24 protein-coding genes, 1 tRNA gene and 1 other annotated feature are annotated in these 21660 nt (G+C 42.0%); all 25 genes read right to left on the bottom strand.

Features of this window, described 5'->3' with window-relative positions:
* Nucleotides 1-17 precede the first annotated feature (17 nt).
* A complete protein-coding gene (gene coaBC / locus R4146_RS05295; RefSeq protein ID WP_339960381.1) occupies nt 18-1226 on the bottom strand; it encodes a bifunctional phosphopantothenoylcysteine decarboxylase/phosphopantothenate--cysteine ligase CoaBC in 1209 nt (402 codons plus the stop codon).
* A 67-nt stretch (nt 1227-1293) separates the two neighbouring features.
* Entirely contained in the window at nt 1294-1488 is a 195-nt protein-coding gene (gene rpoZ / locus R4146_RS05290) for a DNA-directed RNA polymerase subunit omega (protein ID WP_339960380.1), read from the bottom strand.
* Nucleotides 1488-2105, bottom strand: a complete 618-nt coding sequence (gene gmk, locus R4146_RS05285; RefSeq protein WP_339960379.1) for a guanylate kinase — start codon at nt 2103-2105, stop codon at nt 1488-1490. The genes rpoZ and gmk overlap by 1 nt, the downstream gene beginning before the upstream one ends.
* Before the next feature lie 71 nt (nt 2106-2176).
* Nucleotides 2177-3871: a DNA repair protein RecN gene (recN, locus tag R4146_RS05280; RefSeq protein ID WP_339960378.1), complete on the bottom strand. Its 1695-nt coding sequence runs from the start codon at nt 3869-3871 to the stop codon at nt 2177-2179.
* 47 nt (nt 3872-3918) lie between these two features.
* The gene (gene argR / locus R4146_RS05275) at nt 3919-4374 is read right to left on the bottom strand and encodes an arginine repressor (RefSeq protein ID WP_339960377.1); all 456 of its coding nucleotides are present in this window, start codon (nt 4372-4374) and stop codon (nt 3919-3921) included.
* Between the two features lie 35 nt (nt 4375-4409).
* A complete protein-coding gene (locus tag R4146_RS05270) occupies nt 4410-5228 on the bottom strand; it encodes a TlyA family RNA methyltransferase (RefSeq protein WP_339960376.1) in 819 nt (272 codons plus the stop codon).
* A 17-nt stretch (nt 5229-5245) separates the two neighbouring features.
* Nucleotides 5246-6130 (bottom strand): polyprenyl synthetase family protein, encoded by an 885-nt coding sequence (locus R4146_RS05265; protein ID WP_339960375.1) that lies wholly within the window; start codon nt 6128-6130, stop codon nt 5246-5248.
* 2 nt (nt 6131-6132) lie between these two features.
* Entirely contained in the window at nt 6133-6360 is a 228-nt protein-coding gene (locus tag R4146_RS05260; protein WP_339960374.1) for an exodeoxyribonuclease VII small subunit, read from the bottom strand.
* Nucleotides 6360-7718, bottom strand: coding sequence for an exodeoxyribonuclease VII large subunit (xseA, locus tag R4146_RS05255; protein ID WP_339960373.1), 1359 nt, complete (start codon nt 7716-7718; stop codon nt 6360-6362). Before xseA ends, R4146_RS05260 begins: the two co-directional genes overlap by 1 nt.
* The gene (locus tag R4146_RS05250; protein WP_339960372.1) at nt 7711-8571 is read right to left on the bottom strand and encodes a bifunctional 5,10-methylenetetrahydrofolate dehydrogenase/5,10-methenyltetrahydrofolate cyclohydrolase; all 861 of its coding nucleotides are present in this window, start codon (nt 8569-8571) and stop codon (nt 7711-7713) included. Before R4146_RS05250 ends, xseA begins: the two co-directional genes overlap by 8 nt.
* A gap of 137 nt (nt 8572-8708) precedes the next feature.
* A complete protein-coding gene (gene nusB, locus R4146_RS05245) occupies nt 8709-9110 on the bottom strand; it encodes a transcription antitermination factor NusB (RefSeq protein WP_339960371.1) in 402 nt (133 codons plus the stop codon).
* Complete coding sequence (locus R4146_RS05240; protein ID WP_339960370.1) at nt 9107-9547, bottom strand: Asp23/Gls24 family envelope stress response protein; 441 nt, start codon at nt 9545-9547, stop codon at nt 9107-9109. Before R4146_RS05240 ends, nusB begins: the two co-directional genes overlap by 4 nt.
* Before the next feature lie 41 nt (nt 9548-9588).
* Entirely contained in the window at nt 9589-10152 is a 564-nt protein-coding gene (gene efp / locus R4146_RS05235; protein ID WP_339960369.1) for an elongation factor P, read from the bottom strand.
* Nucleotides 10153-10297: 145 nt separating this feature from the next.
* Nucleotides 10298-10594 (bottom strand): 50S ribosomal protein L27, encoded by a 297-nt coding sequence (gene rpmA, locus R4146_RS05230; RefSeq protein ID WP_339960368.1) that lies wholly within the window; start codon nt 10592-10594, stop codon nt 10298-10300.
* A gap of 25 nt (nt 10595-10619) precedes the next feature.
* Nucleotides 10620-10955 (bottom strand): ribosomal-processing cysteine protease Prp, encoded by a 336-nt coding sequence (locus R4146_RS05225; RefSeq protein ID WP_339960367.1) that lies wholly within the window; start codon nt 10953-10955, stop codon nt 10620-10622.
* A gap of 16 nt (nt 10956-10971) precedes the next feature.
* Nucleotides 10972-11280, bottom strand: a complete 309-nt coding sequence (rplU, locus tag R4146_RS05220) for a 50S ribosomal protein L21 (protein WP_339960366.1) — start codon at nt 11278-11280, stop codon at nt 10972-10974.
* A gap of 20 nt (nt 11281-11300) precedes the next feature.
* Nucleotides 11301-11375 (bottom strand) — a sequence feature (ribosomal protein L21 leader region).
* Nucleotides 11376-11480: 105 nt separating this feature from the next.
* Nucleotides 11481-11554, bottom strand: a tRNA-Arg gene (locus R4146_RS05215).
* Between the two features lie 61 nt (nt 11555-11615).
* Nucleotides 11616-12128 carry a hypothetical protein gene (locus R4146_RS05210; protein ID WP_339960365.1) on the bottom strand — a complete coding sequence of 171 codons (513 nt, stop codon included), beginning with the start codon at nt 12126-12128 and terminating at the stop codon, nt 11616-11618.
* A 3-nt stretch (nt 12129-12131) separates the two neighbouring features.
* Entirely contained in the window at nt 12132-13058 is a 927-nt protein-coding gene (locus tag R4146_RS05205; RefSeq protein WP_339960364.1) for a hypothetical protein, read from the bottom strand.
* On the bottom strand, nt 13051-13923 hold the full coding sequence (locus R4146_RS05200; protein ID WP_339960363.1) for a hypothetical protein: 873 nt from the start codon (nt 13921-13923) through the stop codon (nt 13051-13053). The genes R4146_RS05205 and R4146_RS05200 overlap by 8 nt, the downstream gene beginning before the upstream one ends.
* A gap of 127 nt (nt 13924-14050) precedes the next feature.
* Entirely contained in the window at nt 14051-14977 is a 927-nt protein-coding gene (locus R4146_RS05195; RefSeq protein ID WP_373695349.1) for a dihydroorotate oxidase, read from the bottom strand.
* Between the two features lie 21 nt (nt 14978-14998).
* The gene (gene carB, locus R4146_RS05190; protein WP_339960361.1) at nt 14999-18172 is read right to left on the bottom strand and encodes a carbamoyl-phosphate synthase large subunit; all 3174 of its coding nucleotides are present in this window, start codon (nt 18170-18172) and stop codon (nt 14999-15001) included.
* Entirely contained in the window at nt 18172-19257 is a 1086-nt protein-coding gene (locus tag R4146_RS05185; protein ID WP_339960360.1) for a carbamoyl phosphate synthase small subunit, read from the bottom strand. The genes carB and R4146_RS05185 overlap by 1 nt, the downstream gene beginning before the upstream one ends.
* Before the next feature lie 15 nt (nt 19258-19272).
* A complete protein-coding gene (gene pyrC / locus R4146_RS05180; protein WP_339960359.1) occupies nt 19273-20526 on the bottom strand; it encodes a dihydroorotase in 1254 nt (417 codons plus the stop codon).
* 4 nt (nt 20527-20530) lie between these two features.
* Nucleotides 20531-21472: an aspartate carbamoyltransferase catalytic subunit gene (locus R4146_RS05175; RefSeq protein WP_339960358.1), complete on the bottom strand. Its 942-nt coding sequence runs from the start codon at nt 21470-21472 to the stop codon at nt 20531-20533.
* Nucleotides 21473-21660: the final 188 nt, after the last annotated feature.

Raw genomic sequence — 21660 nt, 5'->3', positions numbered from 1 at the left:
GCGACATCGCTTCCTTTCTACTTAAGATCAACAACTAATTGCATTAACCGCTCTGCAATCGCAGCTTTAGGCAATACAGGGGTTTGAATGGGCGCTGCATGGGGGCGCAAGAACGTCACTTGATTATCATCACTACTGAACCCGATCTTTGGGTTAGAGACGTCGTTAGCGACCAATAGGTCCAAGCCCTTGTCCGCTAATTTTTTAGCCGCATTCGCTTTTAAATCATTCGTTTCAGCAGCAAAGCCGACCGTGAATTGGTCGGGGCGCTTAATCTTCGCCACGGCCTTTAAAATATCAGTTGCTTCGCGGAACTGCAGCGTAAATTCACCACTTTGCTGTTGTTTTTTAATTTTATGGTCTGCTACCGTTATTGGCTCAAAATCAGCAACGGCAGCCGTCATGATTAACCCATCGTTTTCCGGCATTAATTTTAACACAGTCGAACATAGTTCTGCACTGGTCGTCACTCGCACGATTCGCATCCCTAATGGCAGCGCAATCTTTACATCTGCCGCTATCAGTGTTACGTCCGCTCCCATGCGTTGGGCTGCTTTAGCAATGGCGATGCCCATCTTACCAGACGATGAATTAGTAATGAATCGCACTGGGTCTAATGGTTGGCGGGTCCCACCGGCAGTGACCAAGATTTTTCGATGTTTCAATGGGGCATCCGGATTTAATTTAATTAACATTAATTCAACTTGCGCCAACACATCTTCTGGCTCAGCCATTCGGCCCTTGGCTTGATATCCTTCTGCTAAAAAGCCGACCGTTGGATCAATCAACGTGACCCCATCGTGTTTTAACGTATCAATATTTCGTTGCGTTGCAGGATTGGCCAACATTTGATCATTCATAGCAGGCACCACGACCTTAGGTGCACTAGTGGCTAACCAAGTGGTCGTGACTTCATTATCTGCTAATCCATTGGCTACCTTGGCAATTGTATTGGCATCGGCTGGCATCATAATCGCCAGTTGGGTCCATTGGGCTAATTCAATGTGGGTAATTTGATCAGCATGCATCCCATCGGTATCAGTAGTGATCACATCGTGTTTAGCCAATGCTTGAAAGCTTAGTGGTTGAATGAATTGGCGAGCCCCATCGGTCATTAAAACCCGGACGTTGGCCCCCGCCTTAACTAATAACCGCGTAAACATTAAACTTTTGTAGGCAGCAATGCTACCGGTAACGTATAGCGCAACATTTAGATTTTCGAACATTTAAACCTCCCAATATTAAAAAAGCCCTTGTGAAATTCACAAAGGTTTTTAGAATCAAGCAATTTGTCTAACGATCAATCTTAACTACACCTGCAGCAATTTCTTCGAACGCTTTTCCAATTGTCTTTTGGGACTTGTAACTAGATAACAGTGGCTTAGCACCGGCATCTAATTCGTGCGCACGCTTACTAGCAAGCATGATTAATGAGTAACGAGAGTTAACTTGAGTTAATAGTTTATCAACTGATGGGTAAAGTAACATTAATTTTCATCTCCTAACATGGATAAATAATCTGGCATTACGCGGTTGACCTTAAGGCGTTCACTGCGAACGATGTTTTTGATATTATCAACGGCATTTTCCACCTGATCGTTCAAGACGGCGTAATCATAATTCCGCATCATCTTAATTTCACCAACTGCCTTTTGAATCCGCTTGTTGATGACGTCCATTTCATCAGTTCCCCGACTGATTAAACGGTTCTTCAATTCTAATAGGTCTGGTGGTGTCAAAAATACAAAGACCCCTTCTGGTGAATTAGCCCGTACTTGCATTGCCCCGTTCACTTCGATTTCTAGAAAAACGTCTTTTCCAGAATCAAGTGTTTGGTTCACGTATTCTAATGGGGTGCCATAGTAGTTATCAACATACTTAGCGTATTCTAACATTTCACCGTTCTTGATCTTTTCTTCAAATTCTTCTTTGGAAACGAAGAAGTAATCAACCCCATTTTGTTCGCCTTCACGTGGTTGTCTAGTCGTCATTGAAATCGAATATTGAAAATCAACATCCGGTTCATTGAAAAGGGCCTTTCTAACCGTTCCTTTGCCGACCCCAGAAGGTCCTGATAACACAATTAGCATTCCTTTTTTAGCCATTTGATTTATCCCCTCAATATTAATCTAGTAGTTATATTATTACTTTTTTTTAAGAATTTATCAACCCATTATTAAACATGTTTCTTCTCAGAAGCCATCTTTAACATTTCACTAGCGTGGTCTAACGTTAATTGGGTAACCTTCTTCCCCGCAAGCATTCGGGATAGTTCCTTGACCTGTTGGTCATGATTCAACCGTTTGATCGTGGTTCTAGTCCGGTCGTGATCAACTTGTTTCCCAATGAAGTAGTGATGATCGCCAATGGCTGCTACCTGCGGTAAGTGAGTAATACATAGTACTTGTTCGGTTTCAGCAATCGCACTAATTTTTTCTGCCATCGCTTGAGCCACCCGGCCACTAACGCCGGTATCCACTTCATCAAAAATAATCGAAGTGATTCCCTGGGCGCTCACAAAGATGGTCTTTAGCGCCAACATAATTCTGGATAGCTCCCCACCGGAAGCACTCTTGGCAAGTTCATGAAAGCCTTCACCGGGATTGGTTTGAACATAAAATTCAACATTTTCAATTCCATGGCTCGTGTATTGATGGGCGGCTAGTGGTGTGAACTTTACTTCAAAGCGGGTCTGCGCCATATATAGATCCGCCAATTGCTGATGAATGGCTTGTTCTAGTTTAGCTGCCGCCCTATGTCTGACCTGACTTAACTGCTCGCCTAGGGTTTGTAACTTCGCCTCCGTTTGAGTCAATTGCGCATCTAAATCATTACTGCTATCTTGATCAGCCTGGGTCTCGGCTAACTCTTGGGTGATCTTTTGATAGTATGCCAAGATGGCTGTGACCGAATCACCATACTTACGCTTTAATTGATAAATTAGATCTAAACGGGCTTCAATGTCTGCCAAGCAGTTCTCATCAAATTCTTGTAAATCAGTTTGATGGGCAATTTGGTTCGCAGCATCCTGCAATGAATAATAAGCATTTTGCAAGTCAGCACTAATCGTTTGATAAGTATCATCATATTGTTCGATCGACTGCATGGTCCCCATCGCTTCACCGATCATATCTAAGGGACTGATCGTATCATCCCCATTAATGTGGACCAAACTACTGTTCAACGCATCACTAATCTTTTGATGGTTTCTTAACTGATCACGTTCTTTGACTAGGTCGTCTTCTTCATTGGGCTGTAAATTAGCGGATTGAATTTCATTGACCTGAAATTGCAACATATCAATGTGTTGAGCCCATTGCTGTTGATTACTGTTCTTATCATCAACTAAGCGCTTTAACTCTCTGAACCGTCGGTAGGTCGTTTGATACGGTGCCAAGATTTTTTTAACCGGATCTCCAATGAATTCATCTAGTAAGTGTAAATGTCGATCAGGTCTTAATAATTCTTGATGGTCATGTTGACCCTCAATATCAACAATGGTTTGCCCCACGCGTTTTAATGTATTCGTATTAACGAGCATCCCATTGATACGACAAACATTCCGGCCGCTCCGTGAAATCTCACGCTGTAAAATGACCCCGCCGTCTTCATGTTCAATCCCTAACTCATCTAATAGTTGATAGGTTAAACCAGCGGCAGGAAACACAAACTGGCCCTGTAAGACTAGTTTATCTGCACCAGTTCGAATCAATGACTTTGAGCCCCGGCCCCCGGCCAATAATCCGATTGCATCCATGATAATTGATTTTCCGGCCCCCGTTTCACCGGTCAGGACCGTCATATGATCTTCAAATTTCACGTCAATATGATCAATAATCGCTAAATTTTTAATATTTAATTCCTGTAGCAATGGAGCAATCCCCCTAAACTAAAAAAAGACTTGGTTACTAAGTCTTTTTATTTTACCACTATTTGATTCAACTTGTCTCTTAATTGCAGCGCCGATTTATCAGAAGTGCAGATTACTAAAATAGTATTATCATCACATAGTGTGCCAAATACTTCCGTAAAGTTCATCTTTTCAATCAGCGCGCCAACTACTGGACCATTGCCCGGTAAGACTTTTAATAATAAATTCTTATCTTGGACTGCCATTGAAACAAAGGCATCCCCAAGCGCTTGAGTTAATTTCTTTTCAATATTGATCTTCTTTTCATGGGGTAAACTGTACTGATAGCCACCCGATTGAGCCGGGACCTTAACCAACCGCATTTCTTTAATGTCTCTAGACACCGTTGCTTGGGTCACTTTTACCCCAACTTCATCTAGTAGTTTCACAAATTCAGCTTGGTTACGGATGGACTCCTTACTAATTAACTGTTTAATCATGTGTTGGCGATCTCTTTTTTTCAATGCAGGTCCTCCTTTCTAATCAATAATCATAGTGACTATTTTTTAATATTTAACGCTTCGTTCGCATTAGCTAGTACTTGATCCACTGAAACATCTGGATTGATGGTGGGTTGGTCTGTTGACCGTAGATGAATTAAAAATTCAATGTTACCTTCGCCACCCTTAATTGGGGAGAAGTCTAGCCCTAATACGGAATAGCCACTCGCCACCGCAAATTGGACGATGTCATTTAACACGTCAACGTGGACTTGATGGTCACGGACAATCCCGTGCTTACCAACATTTTCACGTCCCGCTTCAAATTGGGGCTTTACCAATGCGACGACTTCGCCCCCCGGTTTAATAATGTTTTTGAGCGGTGGTAAGATCAAATGAAGGGAAATAAATGATACATCGATCGACGCGAACTCAGGTTGACCTGACGTAAAGTCAGCTAGTTTACTATACCGAAAATTGGTGTGTTCCATTACGATCACCCGGGGGTCATTGCGTAGTTTCCACACTAATTGATTACTCCCAACATCTAGAGCATAACTTTGCTTAGCACCAGACTGAAGCATCACGTCGGTAAAGCCACCGGTCGATGAACCAATATCTAATACCGTTAAGCCGGCAACATCAATCTTAAAGACCCGCAGTGCCTTTTCTAGCTTCAATCCGCCGCGACTTACGTATGGTAAGGCTTTGCCCTTTAAATGTAATTTAGTATCCACCGGAATTCGTTCGCCCGGTTTATCTAAGCGTTCTTCATTTTTACCTAAAATTTCACCGGCCATAATTGCCCGCTTGGCTTTTTCGCGCGAATCAAATAACCCTTGCGCCACCAATAAAATATCTACTCTTTGTTTTTCCATTCTATTAATTCGCTCCGTTAAACTTGAAAATATGAAAAAAATGATGATAACAAGGTCGTATCAATGGATAAAGCCGTTTGCATATCTGATAATGCCGCCTGCCCATCTGCAATCGTATCATGCAATGCCTGATAGGAAGCCTTTAATCCTAATAGATTAGGGTAGGTATTTTTATTATCATCTTGATGCACGGGTTTGCCCAATTGGTTAGCACTACTTGTGACATCTAAAATATCATCATAAATCTGAAATGCTAACCCAAATGATTGTCCAAAGCGGTCCAAATATGGTTGGGCGCTCATGTCATCAGCAATGATCATCCCTGCTGAGACCACATAACTAATCAAATCCCCCGTTTTATGCCGATGGAGGGTCTGTAACTTAGCTAATGGTAAGCGTTGATTTTCAAATTGAATATCATCTGCTTGTCCCGCAACCATCCCTGCTGGACCAGCCATCTTTGCTAGTTCACTGACTAAAGCTAGTTTAGTGTGTGGTGGTAATTGATTATCCACGAGCCATTGAAAGGCCAACGTCAATAACCCATCACCAGCTAAGGTCGCCATGCCAGCCCCGAATTTAACGTGGTTCGTTGGTTCGCCCCGTCTGAGATCATCATCATCCATGGCTGGTAAATCATCATGAATCAGCGAATAAGTGTGCAATAATTCAACGGCACAAATTGCCTTCATGTTAGTAGCATCAATCGGATGCCCAAGCGTTTTCAACACGGCCATCGTAATCAATGGTCTCAATCGCTTACCACCCGCATTTAGAGAATATTGCATGGAACTAGCTAACGTTGCTTGATCTACATCCGCTGATACATCATTAGCTAAACAGGCATTGATTTGGGGGCGGTATTGCGCTTCAAATCGACTAAGGTGCTCATCAATTGCCATTATTATTGACCATCGTCCCGATCAAATGGGACTTCTTGATTATCATCGTTCATGACCTTAGTTAGCTTTTGTTCCGCGTTGTTCAAGGTCGCTTGTAATTCACGACTTAACTTAACGCCCGCTTGGAATTGTTCCAATGCCGCTTCTAATGGCACGTTGCCTTGTTCTAATTGTTGAACAATTTGTTCTAGTTGTTGCATATTTTGTTCAAATGATGGTTCTTCATTCATTAATCTTGTCGCTCCTTCGGGTTAATTTGCTTCACTTCTGCCTTCGCACTACCGTCAATGAAGCTGAGGGTGATTTCATCATTTACGTTCAATTCATCGACCTTAGTCACTACGTGGTTAGCCTTCGAAGTATATGAATAACCACGTCCCATAATTCTAAGTGGACTTAGGTGGTCTAAGGCATTAGCAAGTCGATTCAATCGATTTTGATCTTGTTGCACCAAATTCGTAGCGGCACTGCGCAGCCGTTGATTTAATAATTTCAACTGGTTACGTTGTGCGTTTACCTGTTGGATCGGTGAATGATAATTTAAGTTATAGATCACTTGTTGTAAGCGTTGTTGGGTGGTCGTCAGCCGCTTTTGAAAGGCGTTGTTCAACCGGCCCGTTAAATTATCCACCTGTTGTAAATAGGTTTCATAAAGCCGTTCTGGTTGTCTAAAGACATATGATGCCATAATCTTATCTAAATATTGCTGATCATTACGTAAATAATTACGAAATGCGTTCAAAATACGATCATGGTCATTTTGGATGGCCAACAATACATCTGATAGCTTAGGAACTGCTATTTCAGCTGCTGCCGTTGGCGTGGCCGCCCGTTGATCAGCAACTAAATCAGCAATCGTAGTGTCAGTTTCATGCCCAACGGACGAAATCACCGGAATGCGGCTATTATAAATCGCCATTGCAACTTGTTCTTCGTTAAATGGCCAGAGGTCTTCAATGGAGCCACCACCCCGACCAACAATTAACGTATCAAAATTGCCGATTTGATTCACGCGTTCAATTTGGTGCGTAATATCAGCAGCGGCATCATTCCCTTGCACAATCGCTGGAAATAAAACGATTTGCGCAATTGGAAAGCGCCGCCGGGTCGTAGTGATGATATCTTTAATCACCGCACCACTTTCAGACGTTACCACCGCGATGCGCTTGGGAAAAACCGGGATTCGTTGCTTATGAGCTGGATCGAACAATCCCGCTGCATTCAGCCGTTGCTTTAATTGTTCATAAGCTTGATATAAGGCCCCCACACCATCGGGTTCCATGCGGTCAATGTATAATTGATAGCTCCCAGTTGGTGGGTAAACAGAGACCCGGCCGGTAGCAAAGACCTTCATCCCCTCTTCGAGTTGAAACGCCAACTTAGCAAATGCAGATTTCCACATCACCACGTTGATCTTATTTTGTTCATCCTTTAACGCAAAGTATTGGTGTGAATTGGGCCGCGGGCGAAAATTAGAAATTTCACCCGTCACAAAGACCTTCCCTAAATAGGGATCCACATCAAACTTACGCTTAATGTAGCCATTTAAGGCTGAAACGGATAGATATTGTTGCTTATCTTCAGTCATGCTTAGCACTCCAAGAAGCTAACTCAACGGTTTGCCGCATTAATGTCGCAATCGTCATTGGGCCAACCCCACCGGGTACGGGAGTGATATATCCTGCAACCTTAGCTGCGGATTCATAGTCCACATCCCCCACTAATTTACCGTCTTCATTAAGATTTTGACCAACGTCGATTACAGTAGCACCGGCCTTTAAGTCATCGCCAGACACCATGTGAAGCTTACCAGTCGCGGCAACGACCACGTCAGCTTCCTTGATAAAGTGCTTAGCATCCTCTGAGTAGTGGTTTAATACCGTTACCGTTGCGTTCGCATTGATCAATAATGCTGCCATTGGCCGGCCCACAATGGAGCTACGGCCGATCACAACGGCTTTTTTACCAGTTAAGTCAATGTTATATTCAGCAAACATTGCCATCACGCCCTTTGGCGTACAAGCCACTGGGTAGTGTTTAGGTTCATTTAAAAATAGGTTCCCAACGTTAACTGGATGGAACCCATCAACGTCTTTTTCGGGTAAAATGGTTCTTGTAATTAATTGTTCATCAATTTGTTTTGGAAGTGGTGATTGAACTAGGATGCCATCGATTTTATCATCATGGTTATATGCATTCACGATCTTAAGTAGTTCATCTTGAGTCGTATCTGCTGGAAGGTGGTTCACAATTGATTCAATGCCCAATTGTTCAGCCTTTTTATGCTTATTCCGAACGTATCTTGCACTTGCTTGGTCATCTCCGACCAAGATAACAGCTAAACATGGTTTAACGCCCAAACTATTTAGTTCGGTCACCATTTGCTTAGTTGCTTCATTCGTTTTCTTTGCTAATGCTCTTCCATCAATAATATTTGCCATGCCAAAATTCAACCCCTTGATTTTTTATAGACTAAGATTATTTTAAGCGTCTATATTTATTCTAGCATAACCATTCTAAATTTAAAAAAAGGATTCGCATTTAATGCGAATCCTTTATAATAAATTAATCTGTTCGATTAATCTTGAACGATATGCGATAACACACCACTGACGAAGCGCCGGGAGCGGTCATCACTATATTTTTTAGTTAATTCAATTGCTTCATTGACTGCGACGCGATCTGGGATATCGTCCACATAGTCGTGTTCGAAAAAGGCAATTCTTAATACAATTAAGTCCACCTTTGCAATCCGACCAATTGACCAACCTTGACCTAAAAACTGGCTAATTTGCGCATCTAAATCGCTTTGGTGCGCTGTTACGCCATCTACCAATTGTTTTAGGTAGGCTGGGTATTCAGCGTCATCATTTTTGGTCAGTGCATGAAAGAAACTTTCCTGATCAGTATCTTTGTTTGCATTAATCGCAAACAAAGTCTGAAAAGCAAGTTCTCTAATTTGATGTCGAGTTAAACTCACTTATTCTCACCCTTACTCTTATCTTTATCCGCAAATAAACTATTGGGATCAACCTTACTTTCAGAATGAGCATGAACAATGCCTTCAATGTGAACGTTTACGTCTACAACGTCTAACTCAGTCATAAATAGTAATTGTTGTTTTACCTTATCTTGGATTTCTAAGGCCACTTTGGGCACTGATACGCCGTATTCAACGTAAACATAAATATCGATGCTAACTTGGTTTTGATCATTTAAAGAAAGCTTAATGCCCTTACCAAAGTCCTTATGACCAAATAATTCATTTACCCCAGTGGCAAACGAACCACGCATCCGGTCAACACCTTTAACCTTTACAGCTGCGATACTGGCAATGATTTCCAGTACACGGGGGGCAATATTAATCGCTCCGCCACGACCATCACTGTTTTTTAATAAAGTATTACTCTCTGCCATAATCTCACCCTTTCGTTTAGATGCCGATATTGATTTTGTAATTAAGCTCTAGAAATATAAGTCCCATCAGTGGTGTTAATTGAAAGCTTATCACCAGCATTAACAAAGAATGGTACTTGCACTACTAAGCCAGTTGTCATCGTAGCAGGCTTGGAACCACCAGAAGCAGTGTTTCCCTTGATACTTGGTTCAGTATCAGCAACTTCTAGGACAACCGTGTTTGGTAATTCAACTCCTAAAGTTTCGCTACCGTATTGAACGACATTCACTTCCATGTTTTCTTGGAGGTAGTTTAATTCTTCCTTGATTTGGTCACCAGGAATTGTAATTTGTTCGTAAGTGTCCATATCCATAAATACGTAACCAGAAGGATCACCGTATAGGTATTGCATCTTTCTAGTGGTAATTGGTGCTTGTTCCATCTTAGCACCGGAACGGAAAGTCTTGTCTTGAACGGCACCGGTTCTTAGGTTCTTTAATTTAGAACGAACGAAAGCGCCACCCTTACCAGGCTTAACGTGTTGGAAGCTAATGATTTTCCAGATTGCGTTATCTACTTCAATCGTTAAACCATTTTTAAATTGTGCAGTCGAAATTGTTGCCATTGTTATTCCTCCTAATAGTAAACAATGATATTTCAATCTAAATTCTCTCAAGTATTATAACACACTTTAAGTTTATTTTTACCCGCTAGTGGTGATTCCAAAATAAAAAGGAGCCCATCAGGCTCCTTAGTTTATTTTGTCCGTATTATTTAGCGACAGCTTCAGATACTGGGTATACTGAAACTTGACGACGGTTACGGCCTAGACGTTCAAACTTAACGATCCCGTCAGCAAGAGCAAATAAGGTATCATCGCCACCACGCTTAACGTTTTTACCTGGATAAATGTGAGTACCACGTTGACGGTAAATGATGGAACCCTTAGTAGCCATACCACCATCAGGAATCTTAGTTCCTAGACGACGACCAGCTGAGTCACGACCATTGGCAGTTGAACCTCCCCCTTTATGGTGAGAGAAGAATTGTAAGTTCATTTCTAACATTCGAATACACCTCCACGGATGGAATTTATTGTTTTATTTTTAAATTAACGTATTGCGAATAACTTTTCGCAATGTCACTCATTCCAAGCTCAAACGCTGCAAGCAACGTCTGAACCTGTAATGATTGCTCATGATTACTAATGACTGGGACCCGTACCTTAAGTAATCCGCCATTAACGGAATCACTTTCAATCTCGGGATCAACCCCAGCAACAGCTTGTAGTGCATTCGTTGTCGTAATTGACAATGCGGAAACTGCCGAACAGACAATATCTTGACCATATTCGCCTGAATCAGCATGACCTGTCAATTCAAAACTAGTGATCGTATCACCATGGTGGTTAATAATTGTCCGTATCATTAATAACTCCTTTTAATTAAGCCTTGATTGAGTCAATCTTAACCTTAGTGTAAGGTTGTCTGTGACCCTTCTTGGATTGAGCACCCTTCTTTGGCTTGTATCTGAAGATTGTGATCTTCTTTTCACGGCCTTGCTTTTCAACAGTTCCTGAAACAGAAGCACCATCAACTAGTGGAGCACCAACCTTAGTTGAGTCACCACCAACGAATACAACCTTGTCAAAAGTAACCTTGTCACCTTCGTTTGCGTTTAACTTTTCAACGAAGATTGATTCACCTTCAGCGACCTTGTATTGCTTACCACCTGTAATAATAATAGCGTACATCTACGTGCACCTCCTTAAATAAATATGCTTAGACTCGCCGATATTAAGCGTCGATCATCGAACTTAATACTTAAATCGTGCGGTTGTAGCTGTGGAAGTCCACAAATACAACAATGCTTAGTATACATAGTCTTGAATTTAAAGTCAAGTTACAAAAAAGGATTGGTCAAATGACCAATCCTTTTCAATGCTATATTCAATGTCGCAGGAGAGACTCGAACTCTCGACCTACGGTTTAGAAGACCGTTGCTCTATCCAACTGGGCTACTGCGACATTCAAACAACATTAATGATTATACGAGATGGAATTAAATGTGTCAATCCATATTTTAAAATTAATCATAATCAATTGGGGTCAACTGGGTTTGCCGATCAAATTCATTCTTGATGTCATCGGGTTTTAGCTTTAAATCTGCTAATCCTAATTTTAAAATTAATTTCCAGGCATGGTTAAAGTCAACTTGATTATGCTTAAAGTAAGCAGCATAAATCATATTTTTAATGGCCAAGTAAATCTTACTATAGTCAGTCTTACCAAATTGGACGTTTAACTTTGCGAGTTGTTTGTCATCGACTAAAACATCTCGATTCCAATTTCTGAGGTTCGCTACTAATAAAAATAGTCGAATCACGCGCACATAATCACGCAAAATCGCTTCATGATCAACCATTTTACGATCAGCATTGGCCACGAACCACCCTAGATCATCAGCTAAGGTAGCTAACGCAACGTCTAATTCCACGAATGCATTCTTAAAGCGAGTCTCTGGTAACGACTCGAGTTGATTTTTTTGTTCGTATTGTCGATATGAATTAACCGCATTAATCAACATTTCTTGAAAATTCACAATTTACCTCTCAATCTTTTGTGCTCTAGTCTCTAATTCTAAATGTTCTAAGTTATCTAAGTACCAATTTTTTAAAAAGTCATACTTCAATAGTAATTGGAACCAAGATACTTTATTTTTAGGATCAACGACTTGTAAGCCCCAATCAGCAGCACTCTTAGCTTCGCCTTGATTAGAATCAAATATGTTCACTTGAACATCATCTAATTCCAATTGTGCACCAGTTACATTATATGCCATTAAAGAATAGCCATTTTCAGCCGCGCTAACGAATAGTTGATCAATAATATGGCGATCAAAATCATGGGTCGCAAAACTGGTAAAGAGGGCGTTTCTAGTATCCAAAATACTGTAATTAACTTGGTATCCATAGTCTTCAGCCATAAAGCTAGCAAACTTCATTAAAATATTAATGGCGGCTGATACGGCCTTCGCCCCTAATTGATCCTTTAAATTGTACACAAATACTTCTAAGAGCGATTCATTATTGAACGCTAATAATTTTGCATCAAAATCTAAATAAAAAATCGGTTCATTCATTTGCGTATCGATATACGCTACCTGTGAATTATTGATGCTAAATCGAAAGCTATCGTGATTGGACAATGGATCTAAGTACTGGACTAATGAGTTACCAATTTGACCCGTTTTTAATTGGGTCGCCGTTGATAAGTTATGTTCTTCTAGTAGTCGATTCATGAATAGTAAGTAAAAATCAGCCTTCGAGTATTGAATTGGAAAATTAACAAATTCCGTACTTAACCGAAATTTAACTAGCTTATGAACAGCATCCAATAATTTATTTTTATCAGAAGTTTCAATCATAACATCCATTAGGTCGGTAAACTTAATTCCATTTGCTAATCCGGCTTTGAGTTGTTTGTTGTAGTTAATTAATGAATCACTAGTTCGTTTCAAACTATTACTCATCTTTTTTCACCTCATCTTTATTATCAGCTAAATAATTTAAATAATCAAAATAAAGATGACTTTGCATGTCAATGAACTTTTGAAAGTTTTGAAATGAGTCACGAATGCTTTGTTTCTCATAGCTAATAATCATATCTTCTTTATTTAGTTCCAATATTTTGGCTTCATTGGATTTAATTAATTGTAACCCGTTATTAGCCTGTTCATCAATTGACACGATTTTACGGTATTCATCAGCCAATCGCTTATGTTCTTGTTTGACCCGGCCAATTTCCCAAGGCATGGTACTCTTGGACTCATTCTTTTGCAATGCGATCTTTAATTCTTCTTTTCTAGCATCCCGTTGGGGTTGAGCATCGATCAATGATTGCACCCTTTGACTATCATTGGTAATATCATTGATCGTATCAGAATAAAAGGTCTTGTTTTCAGCTTCCAGTTCAAAGGACTTGCTAAGCTTATTTAACTCATCTGGGTCAAAATCAAATTTAACGTTCAATACGTCTAACTCACCAAATAGTTTGTGATCCCACCAGTTGCCGAAATAAATCCGAAAGTGACCAAATCGGTATTCATAATAATAAAGAAATGGATACTTTTTACCTAAATAACTAATTAATTTTTCACATAAATAGTGACTTAAATCATCCTGCAAATCCTCAATCATTAATGATATATCGTACTTGTTATCAATTGGATGGGTCGGTTTCATAATCTCATTGTACCGTTTGACGTTAATTAACCGATAAATTTCCAGATCATCATTAGCAAACAATGCATTTCGCAGTGAATTTAAGTATTTGATTTTAGCGTTTAAATTATCACCGAGCTTATCGGCATTGGAATTGACACTATAATTATCCATTATTTTCCCTCACTCTACTTTTGGTTTTAAGCTACATTCTTTAATAATCAAAAAATGTAGCTAACTGGATCTAGTTAACTACATTCTATAATATCATAATTTAATTTTTGTAATAAATAAATTTGCTTTAAATTGTCTTTAATTTCCCACGGAAATCAGATAATGAGTGATAACCCTTATCTGCCATGATCCGACTCAATTCAGTCGTCAACCGATCATATACGGATAACCCTTCCACTTGGAGTTGGGTCCCCACTGAAACTAACTCTGCGCCACATAGGATGTGAGCAAAGACATCTGCACCGGTTTTAACTCCACCGGTCCCAATAATTTTAATGGAGTCGTTCAATCGTTGGCGAAGGGCCCGCACGTTAGCCAGTGCAGTCAGTAAGACCATCCGGCCCCCCAGGCCACCGAAACCACCCTTCGGCTTAATCACAACTGATTCGCTAGCGACATCGACCCAAAGGCCGTTCCCCACTGAATTAATGGTATTCACATGGGTCAATGGGAATTGGTTCAATACGGCCGCAATTTGGTCAAAATGCACCAAGTCAAAGTAAGGAGGTAATTTAACCCCGAGTGGCTTCTTAAAGAAGGCAAAGATTTCCTTTAACAATGCTTCTGTTCCGGCATAGTCATAAGCCATTTGGGGCTTACCGATCACGTTTGGGCACGAAAGGTTCAATTCAGTTAAGCCCGCATAATCAGAGGCTTGAATTTGGTGCAATAATTGAACATCGTCTGCAGCAGATAAGCCCGCCACTGATAGAATCGTGGGCTTAGCATGGCTTTGTTTAACATAGTCAATGTAATAATCATACCCAAAATTAGGCAGACCCATCGAATTGATCGAACCATCAGCTAGTTCGTAATAACGCGGCGCTGGGTTCCCATCCCGTTTCTCAAGAGTCGCACTCTTGGTAACGATGCCTCCGACGGCGGGATGGTTCAATAAATCATCTAATTCAGTCGTTGATTGGCAATGCACCCCTGATGCATTTAAAAAGAGGTGTTCAAATTGTTGACCATTGATTTGGCCGGATAAATCCAGGTTACTCATTAATGTGTCCTCCTATAGTGGCTTGATTGCAAACGACCGTGCTTCTAACACGTTCAAAAATACGGCAACGGTGTCTAACGCGGTGAATAATGGCACTTCGTTTTCGATCGCAGTTGCTCTGATCTTACTTTCGTCATTAGCGGCCCGTTTAGTATTATCAACGGTATTCACTACGACTTGTAGCTGGTCTTTTTGTAATTCAGTAAGGGCGTTGTTTTCAGATTCAGCTAACTTATCAATCTTGTTAGCCGTCAATCCATTATCCGCAAAGAACTTAGCTGTTTGTTCTGTCCCTTGGATCTGGAACCCTAATGCTTTAAACCGTTTGGCTAATCCCAATGCTTCTTGCTTGTCATCATCGGCGACCGTAAATAATACGTTCCCATGGTCTGGCACATGCACTCCAGAAGCAACGAATGCTTTGTACAAGGCCTTTGAATAAGTCATATCAGAGCCCATTACTTCCCCGGTCGATTTCATTTCAGGGCCCAAGGTACTGTTAACGGCTGGTAGCTTACTAAAGCTAAATACCGGTGCCTTCACGTGCACCATCTTAGGTTCTGGCACTAACCCATCCGCAAAGCCTAATTCAGGTAATGATTTACCTAACATGACTTGGGTAGCCACTTGGGCCATTGGAATCTTCGTGACCTTAGATAGGAATGGCACGGTTCTCGATGCCCGTGGGTTAACTTCGATGACGTATGCCTTTTGGTCATGAATAACAAATTGAATGTTCATTAATCCCACCGTGTTCAAGTCCTTAGCTAACTTGATGGAATCTTCCACAATTTGGTGCTTAATATCTGGAGCCATGTTTTGTGGTGGGTATACACCCATTGAATCTCCAGAGTGAATTCCGGCCCGTTCAATGTGTTCCAAGATTCCTGGAATAACAACGTGTTCACCGTCTGAAATCACATCGACTTCGGCTTCTGAACCCACTAGGTATGAATCGATTAGAACGGGGTGTTCGTTTGAAACCTTTACGGCCCGGTTCATGTATTCACGAAGGGCGTGATCAGATGTAATGATTTCCATTGCCCGTCCGCCTAACACGTATGATGGCCGGATCAAGATGGGATACCCAATTTCATTGGCAACTTTGACCGCCCCGTCAATTGTGGTCGCGGTCGCACCCTTAGGTTGTGGTAATTGGAGGCGATCGATTACTTCACCGAATAGTTCCCGGTCTTCACCACGGTTAATATCTTCAACCGTTGTCCCAAGAACCTTGATTCCCCGTTCATGTAGTGGTTCGGCTAAGTTAATGGCCGTTTGGCCCCCAAATTGAACGACTACCCCTTGTGGTTGTTCATGGTCGATCACGTTCAACACATCTTCTAGGGTCAACGGTTCAAAGTATAGCTTGTCAGAAATGGAGAAATCAGTTGAGACCGTTTCTGGGTTCGAATTCATAATAATGGCTTCATAGCCGGCCTTTTGAATGGCCTTTACACTGTGAACGGTCGCATAATCAAATTCGACCCCTTGGCCAATCCGGATGGGACCGGAACCAATCACTAAAATGGATGGTTGCTTTGTAACTACGGATTCATCAGCGGATTCGTAAGTCCCATAGTAATAAGGCGTCTTGGATTCAAATTCACCAGCCACCGTATCCACCATCTTATAAACTGGCATTACGCCGGTTTGCTTCCGTAAGGCTCTAATGTCATCCCCACTTTGGTGCCAAATCGAACCAATTACGTCATCTGTGAACCCATTTTGCTTAGCTAAGCGGAGGGCCTCAGTGGATTGGTCGTGCTTTAATTGATTTTCAATTTCGATAATGTGTAAGAATTTATCCAGGTAAAATTCATTGATCTTAGTGATTTCATGAATTTTTTCTAACGGTACATCCCGTCTTAATAACTCACAAATAACGAATAACCGGTCGTCTTGAGCTGGTACTAATTGCGCTAATAAATCATCAGTTGAAACGTCCTTCAACCGTGGATCTGAAACGCATTTGTCATCAATTTCTAGTGAGCGCACCGCTTTTAGAATTGATTCTTCGAAGTTCCGGCCAATGGCCATGACTTCACCGGTCGCCTTCATTTGCGTCCCTAGTTTCCGACTGGCAGCTGGGAACTTATCAAATGGCCAGCGAGGAATCTTTGTAACTACATAGTCCAAGGCGGGTTCAAATTCAGCCAAGGTCGTTCCGGTAATTGGATTGGTAATTTCATCTAGGTGTAAGCCCACCGCAATCTTAGCGGCCATCTTAGCAATTGGGTATCCAGTCGCTTTAGAAGCTAGTGCGGATGAACGAGACACCCGGGGGTTTACTTCAATAACGTAGTACTTGAAGCTGTTTGGATCTAACGCCATTTGAATGTTGACCCCACCTTCGATCTTTAGGGCCCGGATAATCTTTAAGGCAACATCCCGCAACATTTGATAATCACGATCGGATAACGTTTGCGTTGGTGACACCACAATTGAATCCCCCGTATGGACCCCAACTGGATCCACGTTTTCCATTGATGATACGATCAATGCGTTATCAGCGGCATCCCGCATAACTTCGAATTCAATTTCTTTAAATCCAGCAATCGATCTTTCAACTAAGACTTGCGTTACTGGTGATAATTCCAATCCGTTGGTCGTAATTTCAGTCAATTGGGCTTCATTGTAGGCAAAACCACCCCCGGTCCCCCCTAGGGTATAAGCTGGTCTAATCACTACTGGAAAACCAACTTCATCCACAAATGCTTGGGCTTCTTCTAAGGTCGTTGCGATCTTTGATTCGGGAACTGGTTCATATAGGCGTTCCATTAAGTCCTTGAACAATTCACGGTCTTCGGCTTCTTCAATTGCGTGTAACTTCGTACCTAGTAGTTCGATCTTTAGTTCATCTAAAATGCCGGAATCGGCTAATTGCTTAGCCATGTTCAATCCCGTTTGGCCCCCTAAGGTTGGTAGGATGGCATCTGGGAGTTCTTGGCGAATAATTTTGGCAACAAATTCTAAGGTAATTGGTTCGATAAAGACCTTGTCCGCAATTTCCTTATCAGTCATGATCGTCGCAGGATTAGAGTTGATCAAGATCACTTCATAGCCTTCTTCACGCAATGAAAGACAAGCTTGTGAACCCGAGTAATCAAATTCGGCGGCTTGACCAATTACAATTGGACCCGAACCAATGACCAAAATTTTGTGAATATCAGTTCTCTTTGGCATTATTTGTTCCCTCCATTATGTTGATTCAAGATTTGAATAAAGTGATCGAAAATGTATTCGGAATCGTGGGGACCAGGGGAAGAATCCGGATGGAATTGAACGGAAAAGGCTTCATGCCCCTTTAATTTAACCCCTTCAACGGTCCCATCATTAATTTCTTCATGGGTAATGATCAAGTCGGTGTCTTTCAATGATTCACGGTCAACGGCATACCCATGGTTTTGGGAAGTAAAGTTCCGCCGGGTACAATCAATATCACTCACCGCATGGTTAAAGCCACGGTGGCCGAACTTCATCTTGTAAGTTTTGGCCCCGTTCGCTAGTGAGAACAATTGATGGCCTAAACAGATCCCCATGACGGGGTATTTTTCTTGTAGCTCTCTAATAACATCTAAGGCGTATGGATATTCAGTAGGATCACCAGGCCCATTGGATAACAAGATACCATCTGGATTGGATTCAATGATTTCTTTAGCTGGAGTCGAACCTGGGAACACGATTACGTTAGCTCCCCGCTTCGTTAAGGCCTTAACGATCGATTCTTTTAACCCGAAGTCTAGTAACGCGATCCGAACCCCATCACTTGGAGCTTGGTAAATGTTCTTGGTAGCAACTTGCTTGGCCTTAGCGATTAATTCAGCTTGATAGTCGCGTTCAAACATCTTATCGATCTTAGCTTGGTCTAATTCGCTCACGATCACTGCGGGCATGGATCCTTCGTTTCGAATTTCCTTGGCTAAATTTCTAGTATCGACTCCCGTGATACCTGGGAGGTCCTCTTGTTCAGCGTATTGAGCCAGTGTCATTACCGACCGGAAATTGCTTGGGCGGCGGGCTAGTTCATGCACAATAATGGCATCCACAGCCGGTTTAAAACTTTCAAAATCATCACTATTGATACCGTAATTACCAATTAATGGGTATGTAAACACCATTGATTGTCCATAGTAACTAGGGTCTGTAATCGTTTCTTGATACCCAGTCATCCCAGTACTGAAAACTACTTCAGTGAATACGTCTTTATTAGAACCAAATCCTTCACCCGAATAGACTGAGCCGTTCTTTAATACTAAATACCGTTTCATTGTTCTCCCCCTCAATTAGTAAACCTGTTTGCCATCCACAAACGTTGCAATCGTCTTACCGTATACCGTATCGCCAATAAATGGTGAGTTCTTCCCCTTGGATAAAAATTCAGCCGCATCGATTTCAAATGCATGGTCTAAATCCATAATGGCTAGATCAGCGGCATCCCCAACCCGCAGTTGACCGGCATCCGTTAGGTTGAACGCATTGATCGGATTCGTTACCATCCAGCGTAACGCCGTATCTAAATCGACCAACCCGCTTTTTACAAAGTGGGTATAGATCAAACTAAAGGCCGTTTCAATGCCGACGATACCAAATGATGCGGTCTTCATGGAGCCACGCTTTTCATCTGCACTGTGGGGCGCATGATCAGTTGCGACCATGTCGATGGTCCCATCTAATAGGCCTGCAATTAATGCGGCGCGATCTTCTGGGCTACGTAGTGGTGGGTTCATCTTCATCATCGGATTGTCCATTTCGATCATGGCATCGTCCAATAATAAGTGGTGGGGTGAAACTTCAGCCGTTACATGCATCCCACGGGCTTTAGCCATCCGGACCAATTCCACTGATTCCTTAGTTGAAATGTGGGCAACATGGTAGTGACACCCAGTCGCATACGCCAATACTAAGTCGCGGGCTAATTGGGCTGATTCACTCAAGCTACTCATCCCTGGTAACCCTAAGCGATCGGCAGCAGGGCCGGCATTCATGACCCCACCATGAATCAAACTATCATCTTCTACGTGGGCAATGATGGGCCGGTTCACTGCAGCAGCCATCTGCATGGCTTGATACATCGTATCTGCGGTTTGGACCCCATGGCCATCATTAGTGAACGCGATGGCCCCTAATTCGGCCATCTTTCGAATATCCGTGAGGTGGTCAGCAGTTAAGTCCCCAGAGATTGCCGCGTATTGTTTAATTTTAATCACGCCGTCTTCACGATTTTTAACTAACATGTTCTCAAAGGCTTCGGGCGTATCGACTACTGGTTTCACATTAGGCATCGCAAATACCGTGGTGAACCCGCCATGAGCCGATGCCTTACTACCAGTTGCAATCGTTTCCTTATACGTTAGTCCGGGGTCACGAAAGTGCACGTGGACATCAACTAATCCGGGGATAACTTGATGGTGGTGCGCATCAAAGATTTGATCAGCAGGCGTTGTTAAACCCGGTTCGATGGCGGCAATCTTGCCATCTTGAATTAAAATATTTACGAGTTGGTCGTTTAAGCGTGCATTTTGAATTAAGGTCTTCATTTGATTATTCCTCCAATAGTCCACGGTGGTTTAAGATGGTCGTTAAAATCGCCATGCGGGCAAACACCCCGTTGCGCATTTGTGTAAAGATCCTAGATTGTGGGGCTTCCACTAGTGATGATGCAATTTCGACACCGCGATTAACGGGAGCGGGATGCATAATAATGGCACCCGGCTTCATTTTAGCTGCGCGTTGTTCGGACAAGCCGTAGGTATGATAGTAATCAATGGGCGTGAACGCGGCGACTGCGTTTTGATTCAATCGTTCTAATTGAACCCGTAGTAACATTACTACGTCAAGTTGATCGATCATCTCATCGATATCGCGATAGGTCCCGAACTGATCAAAATCAGCTGGATACCATTCACGTGGTCCGCCAAAGAATAATTCAACCCCCAGGCGATGCAAAATTTCAGCGTCTGAACGAGCCACTCGCGAGTGAGCTAAATCACCGATGATACCGATTTTTAGGCCCTTGAAGTGGTCAAACTCATCGTGAATCGTCATTAAATCGAGTAACGTTTGAGAGGGATGTTGACCACTCCCATCCCCTGCATTCACTAGGGATAACGTAATGTTTTTGTCCGATCGCAATTGTTGATACCACCCCGTCTGGGCGTGGCGAATCACCGTTAGATCAACGCCAATGGCTTGTAGGGTCTTGACCGTATCGCCAAGTGACTCCCCTTTTTTAACTGAACTGGTCGCTGGATTGATGCCAATTAATTCGATTCCTAAGCGCTTTTCCGCCATTTGAAATGAACTGTGAGTCCTAGTACTATTTTCAAAAAATAGATTGGCAGCGTAAACGGGTCGCTTTAGCCGCACCGTTTTTTGATCATGTTTAAATTGTTCAGCTAATTCAATTAAATGATGAATGGTTTCATTCGATAAATCATTGATGTTCAAGAAATTTTCGCCATCGATTGCTCGCATTTGTATCATTCCCTCCTAAAAAAACAAGACGATCCAATGAGCTTGGGTAGTCTTGTTTTTAGGCATTCTTCAAACATCAACCACCCTCACTGGGGCCATTATTGATTATTGAATGAATTTGATATCGGTAAAAAAAGCCACCCTGATCGATGATCAGAGTGGCTTTTAATGGTCTTCTAGTATGTATTCAATGCTAT

The sequence above is a fragment of the Nicoliella lavandulae genome, from assembly GCF_037546185.1.
GTDB classification, from domain to species: domain Bacteria; phylum Bacillota; class Bacilli; order Lactobacillales; family Lactobacillaceae; genus Nicoliella; species Nicoliella lavandulae.
The sequence above is the reverse complement of the archived record's forward strand: the minus strand, read 5'-3'. Positions and strand labels throughout refer to the sequence as shown.

Coding starts and splice junctions, on each gene's coding strand:
- carB (WP_339960361.1), bottom strand. CDS start 18,172: ATGCCAAAGAGAACTGATATTCACAAAATTTTGGTCATTGGTTCGGGT.
- R4146_RS05225 (WP_339960367.1), bottom strand. CDS start 10,955: ATGATACGGACAATTATTAACCACCATGGTGATACGATCACTAGTTTT.
- R4146_RS05250 (WP_339960372.1), bottom strand. CDS start 8,571: ATGGCAAATATTATTGATGGAAGAGCATTAGCAAAGAAAACGAATGAA.
- xseA (WP_339960373.1), bottom strand. CDS start 7,718: ATGACTGAAGATAAGCAACAATATCTATCCGTTTCAGCCTTAAATGGC.
- R4146_RS05240 (WP_339960370.1), bottom strand. CDS start 9,547: ATGGCAGAGAGTAATACTTTATTAAAAAACAGTGATGGTCGTGGCGGA.
- R4146_RS05270 (WP_339960376.1), bottom strand. CDS start 5,228: ATGGAAAAACAAAGAGTAGATATTTTATTGGTGGCGCAAGGGTTATTT.
- R4146_RS05265 (WP_339960375.1), bottom strand. CDS start 6,130: ATGGCAATTGATGAGCACCTTAGTCGATTTGAAGCGCAATACCGCCCC.
- rpoZ (WP_339960380.1), bottom strand. CDS start 1,488: ATGTTACTTTACCCATCAGTTGATAAACTATTAACTCAAGTTAACTCT.
- gmk (WP_339960379.1), bottom strand. CDS start 2,105: ATGGCTAAAAAAGGAATGCTAATTGTGTTATCAGGACCTTCTGGGGTC.
- coaBC (WP_339960381.1), bottom strand. CDS start 1,226: ATGTTCGAAAATCTAAATGTTGCGCTATACGTTACCGGTAGCATTGCT.
- R4146_RS05185 (WP_339960360.1), bottom strand. CDS start 19,257: ATGAAACGGTATTTAGTATTAAAGAACGGCTCAGTCTATTCGGGTGAA.
- rpmA (WP_339960368.1), bottom strand. CDS start 10,594: ATGTTAGAAATGAACTTACAATTCTTCTCTCACCATAAAGGGGGAGGT.
- R4146_RS05260 (WP_339960374.1), bottom strand. CDS start 6,360: ATGAATGAAGAACCATCATTTGAACAAAATATGCAACAACTAGAACAA.
- R4146_RS05200 (WP_339960363.1), bottom strand. CDS start 13,923: ATGGATAATTATAGTGTCAATTCCAATGCCGATAAGCTCGGTGATAAT.
- R4146_RS05175 (WP_339960358.1), bottom strand. CDS start 21,472: ATGATACAAATGCGAGCAATCGATGGCGAAAATTTCTTGAACATCAAT.
- pyrC (WP_339960359.1), bottom strand. CDS start 20,526: ATGAAGACCTTAATTCAAAATGCACGCTTAAACGACCAACTCGTAAAT.
- efp (WP_339960369.1), bottom strand. CDS start 10,152: ATGGCAACAATTTCGACTGCACAATTTAAAAATGGTTTAACGATTGAA.
- R4146_RS05205 (WP_339960364.1), bottom strand. CDS start 13,058: ATGAGTAATAGTTTGAAACGAACTAGTGATTCATTAATTAACTACAAC.
- rplU (WP_339960366.1), bottom strand. CDS start 11,280: ATGTACGCTATTATTATTACAGGTGGTAAGCAATACAAGGTCGCTGAA.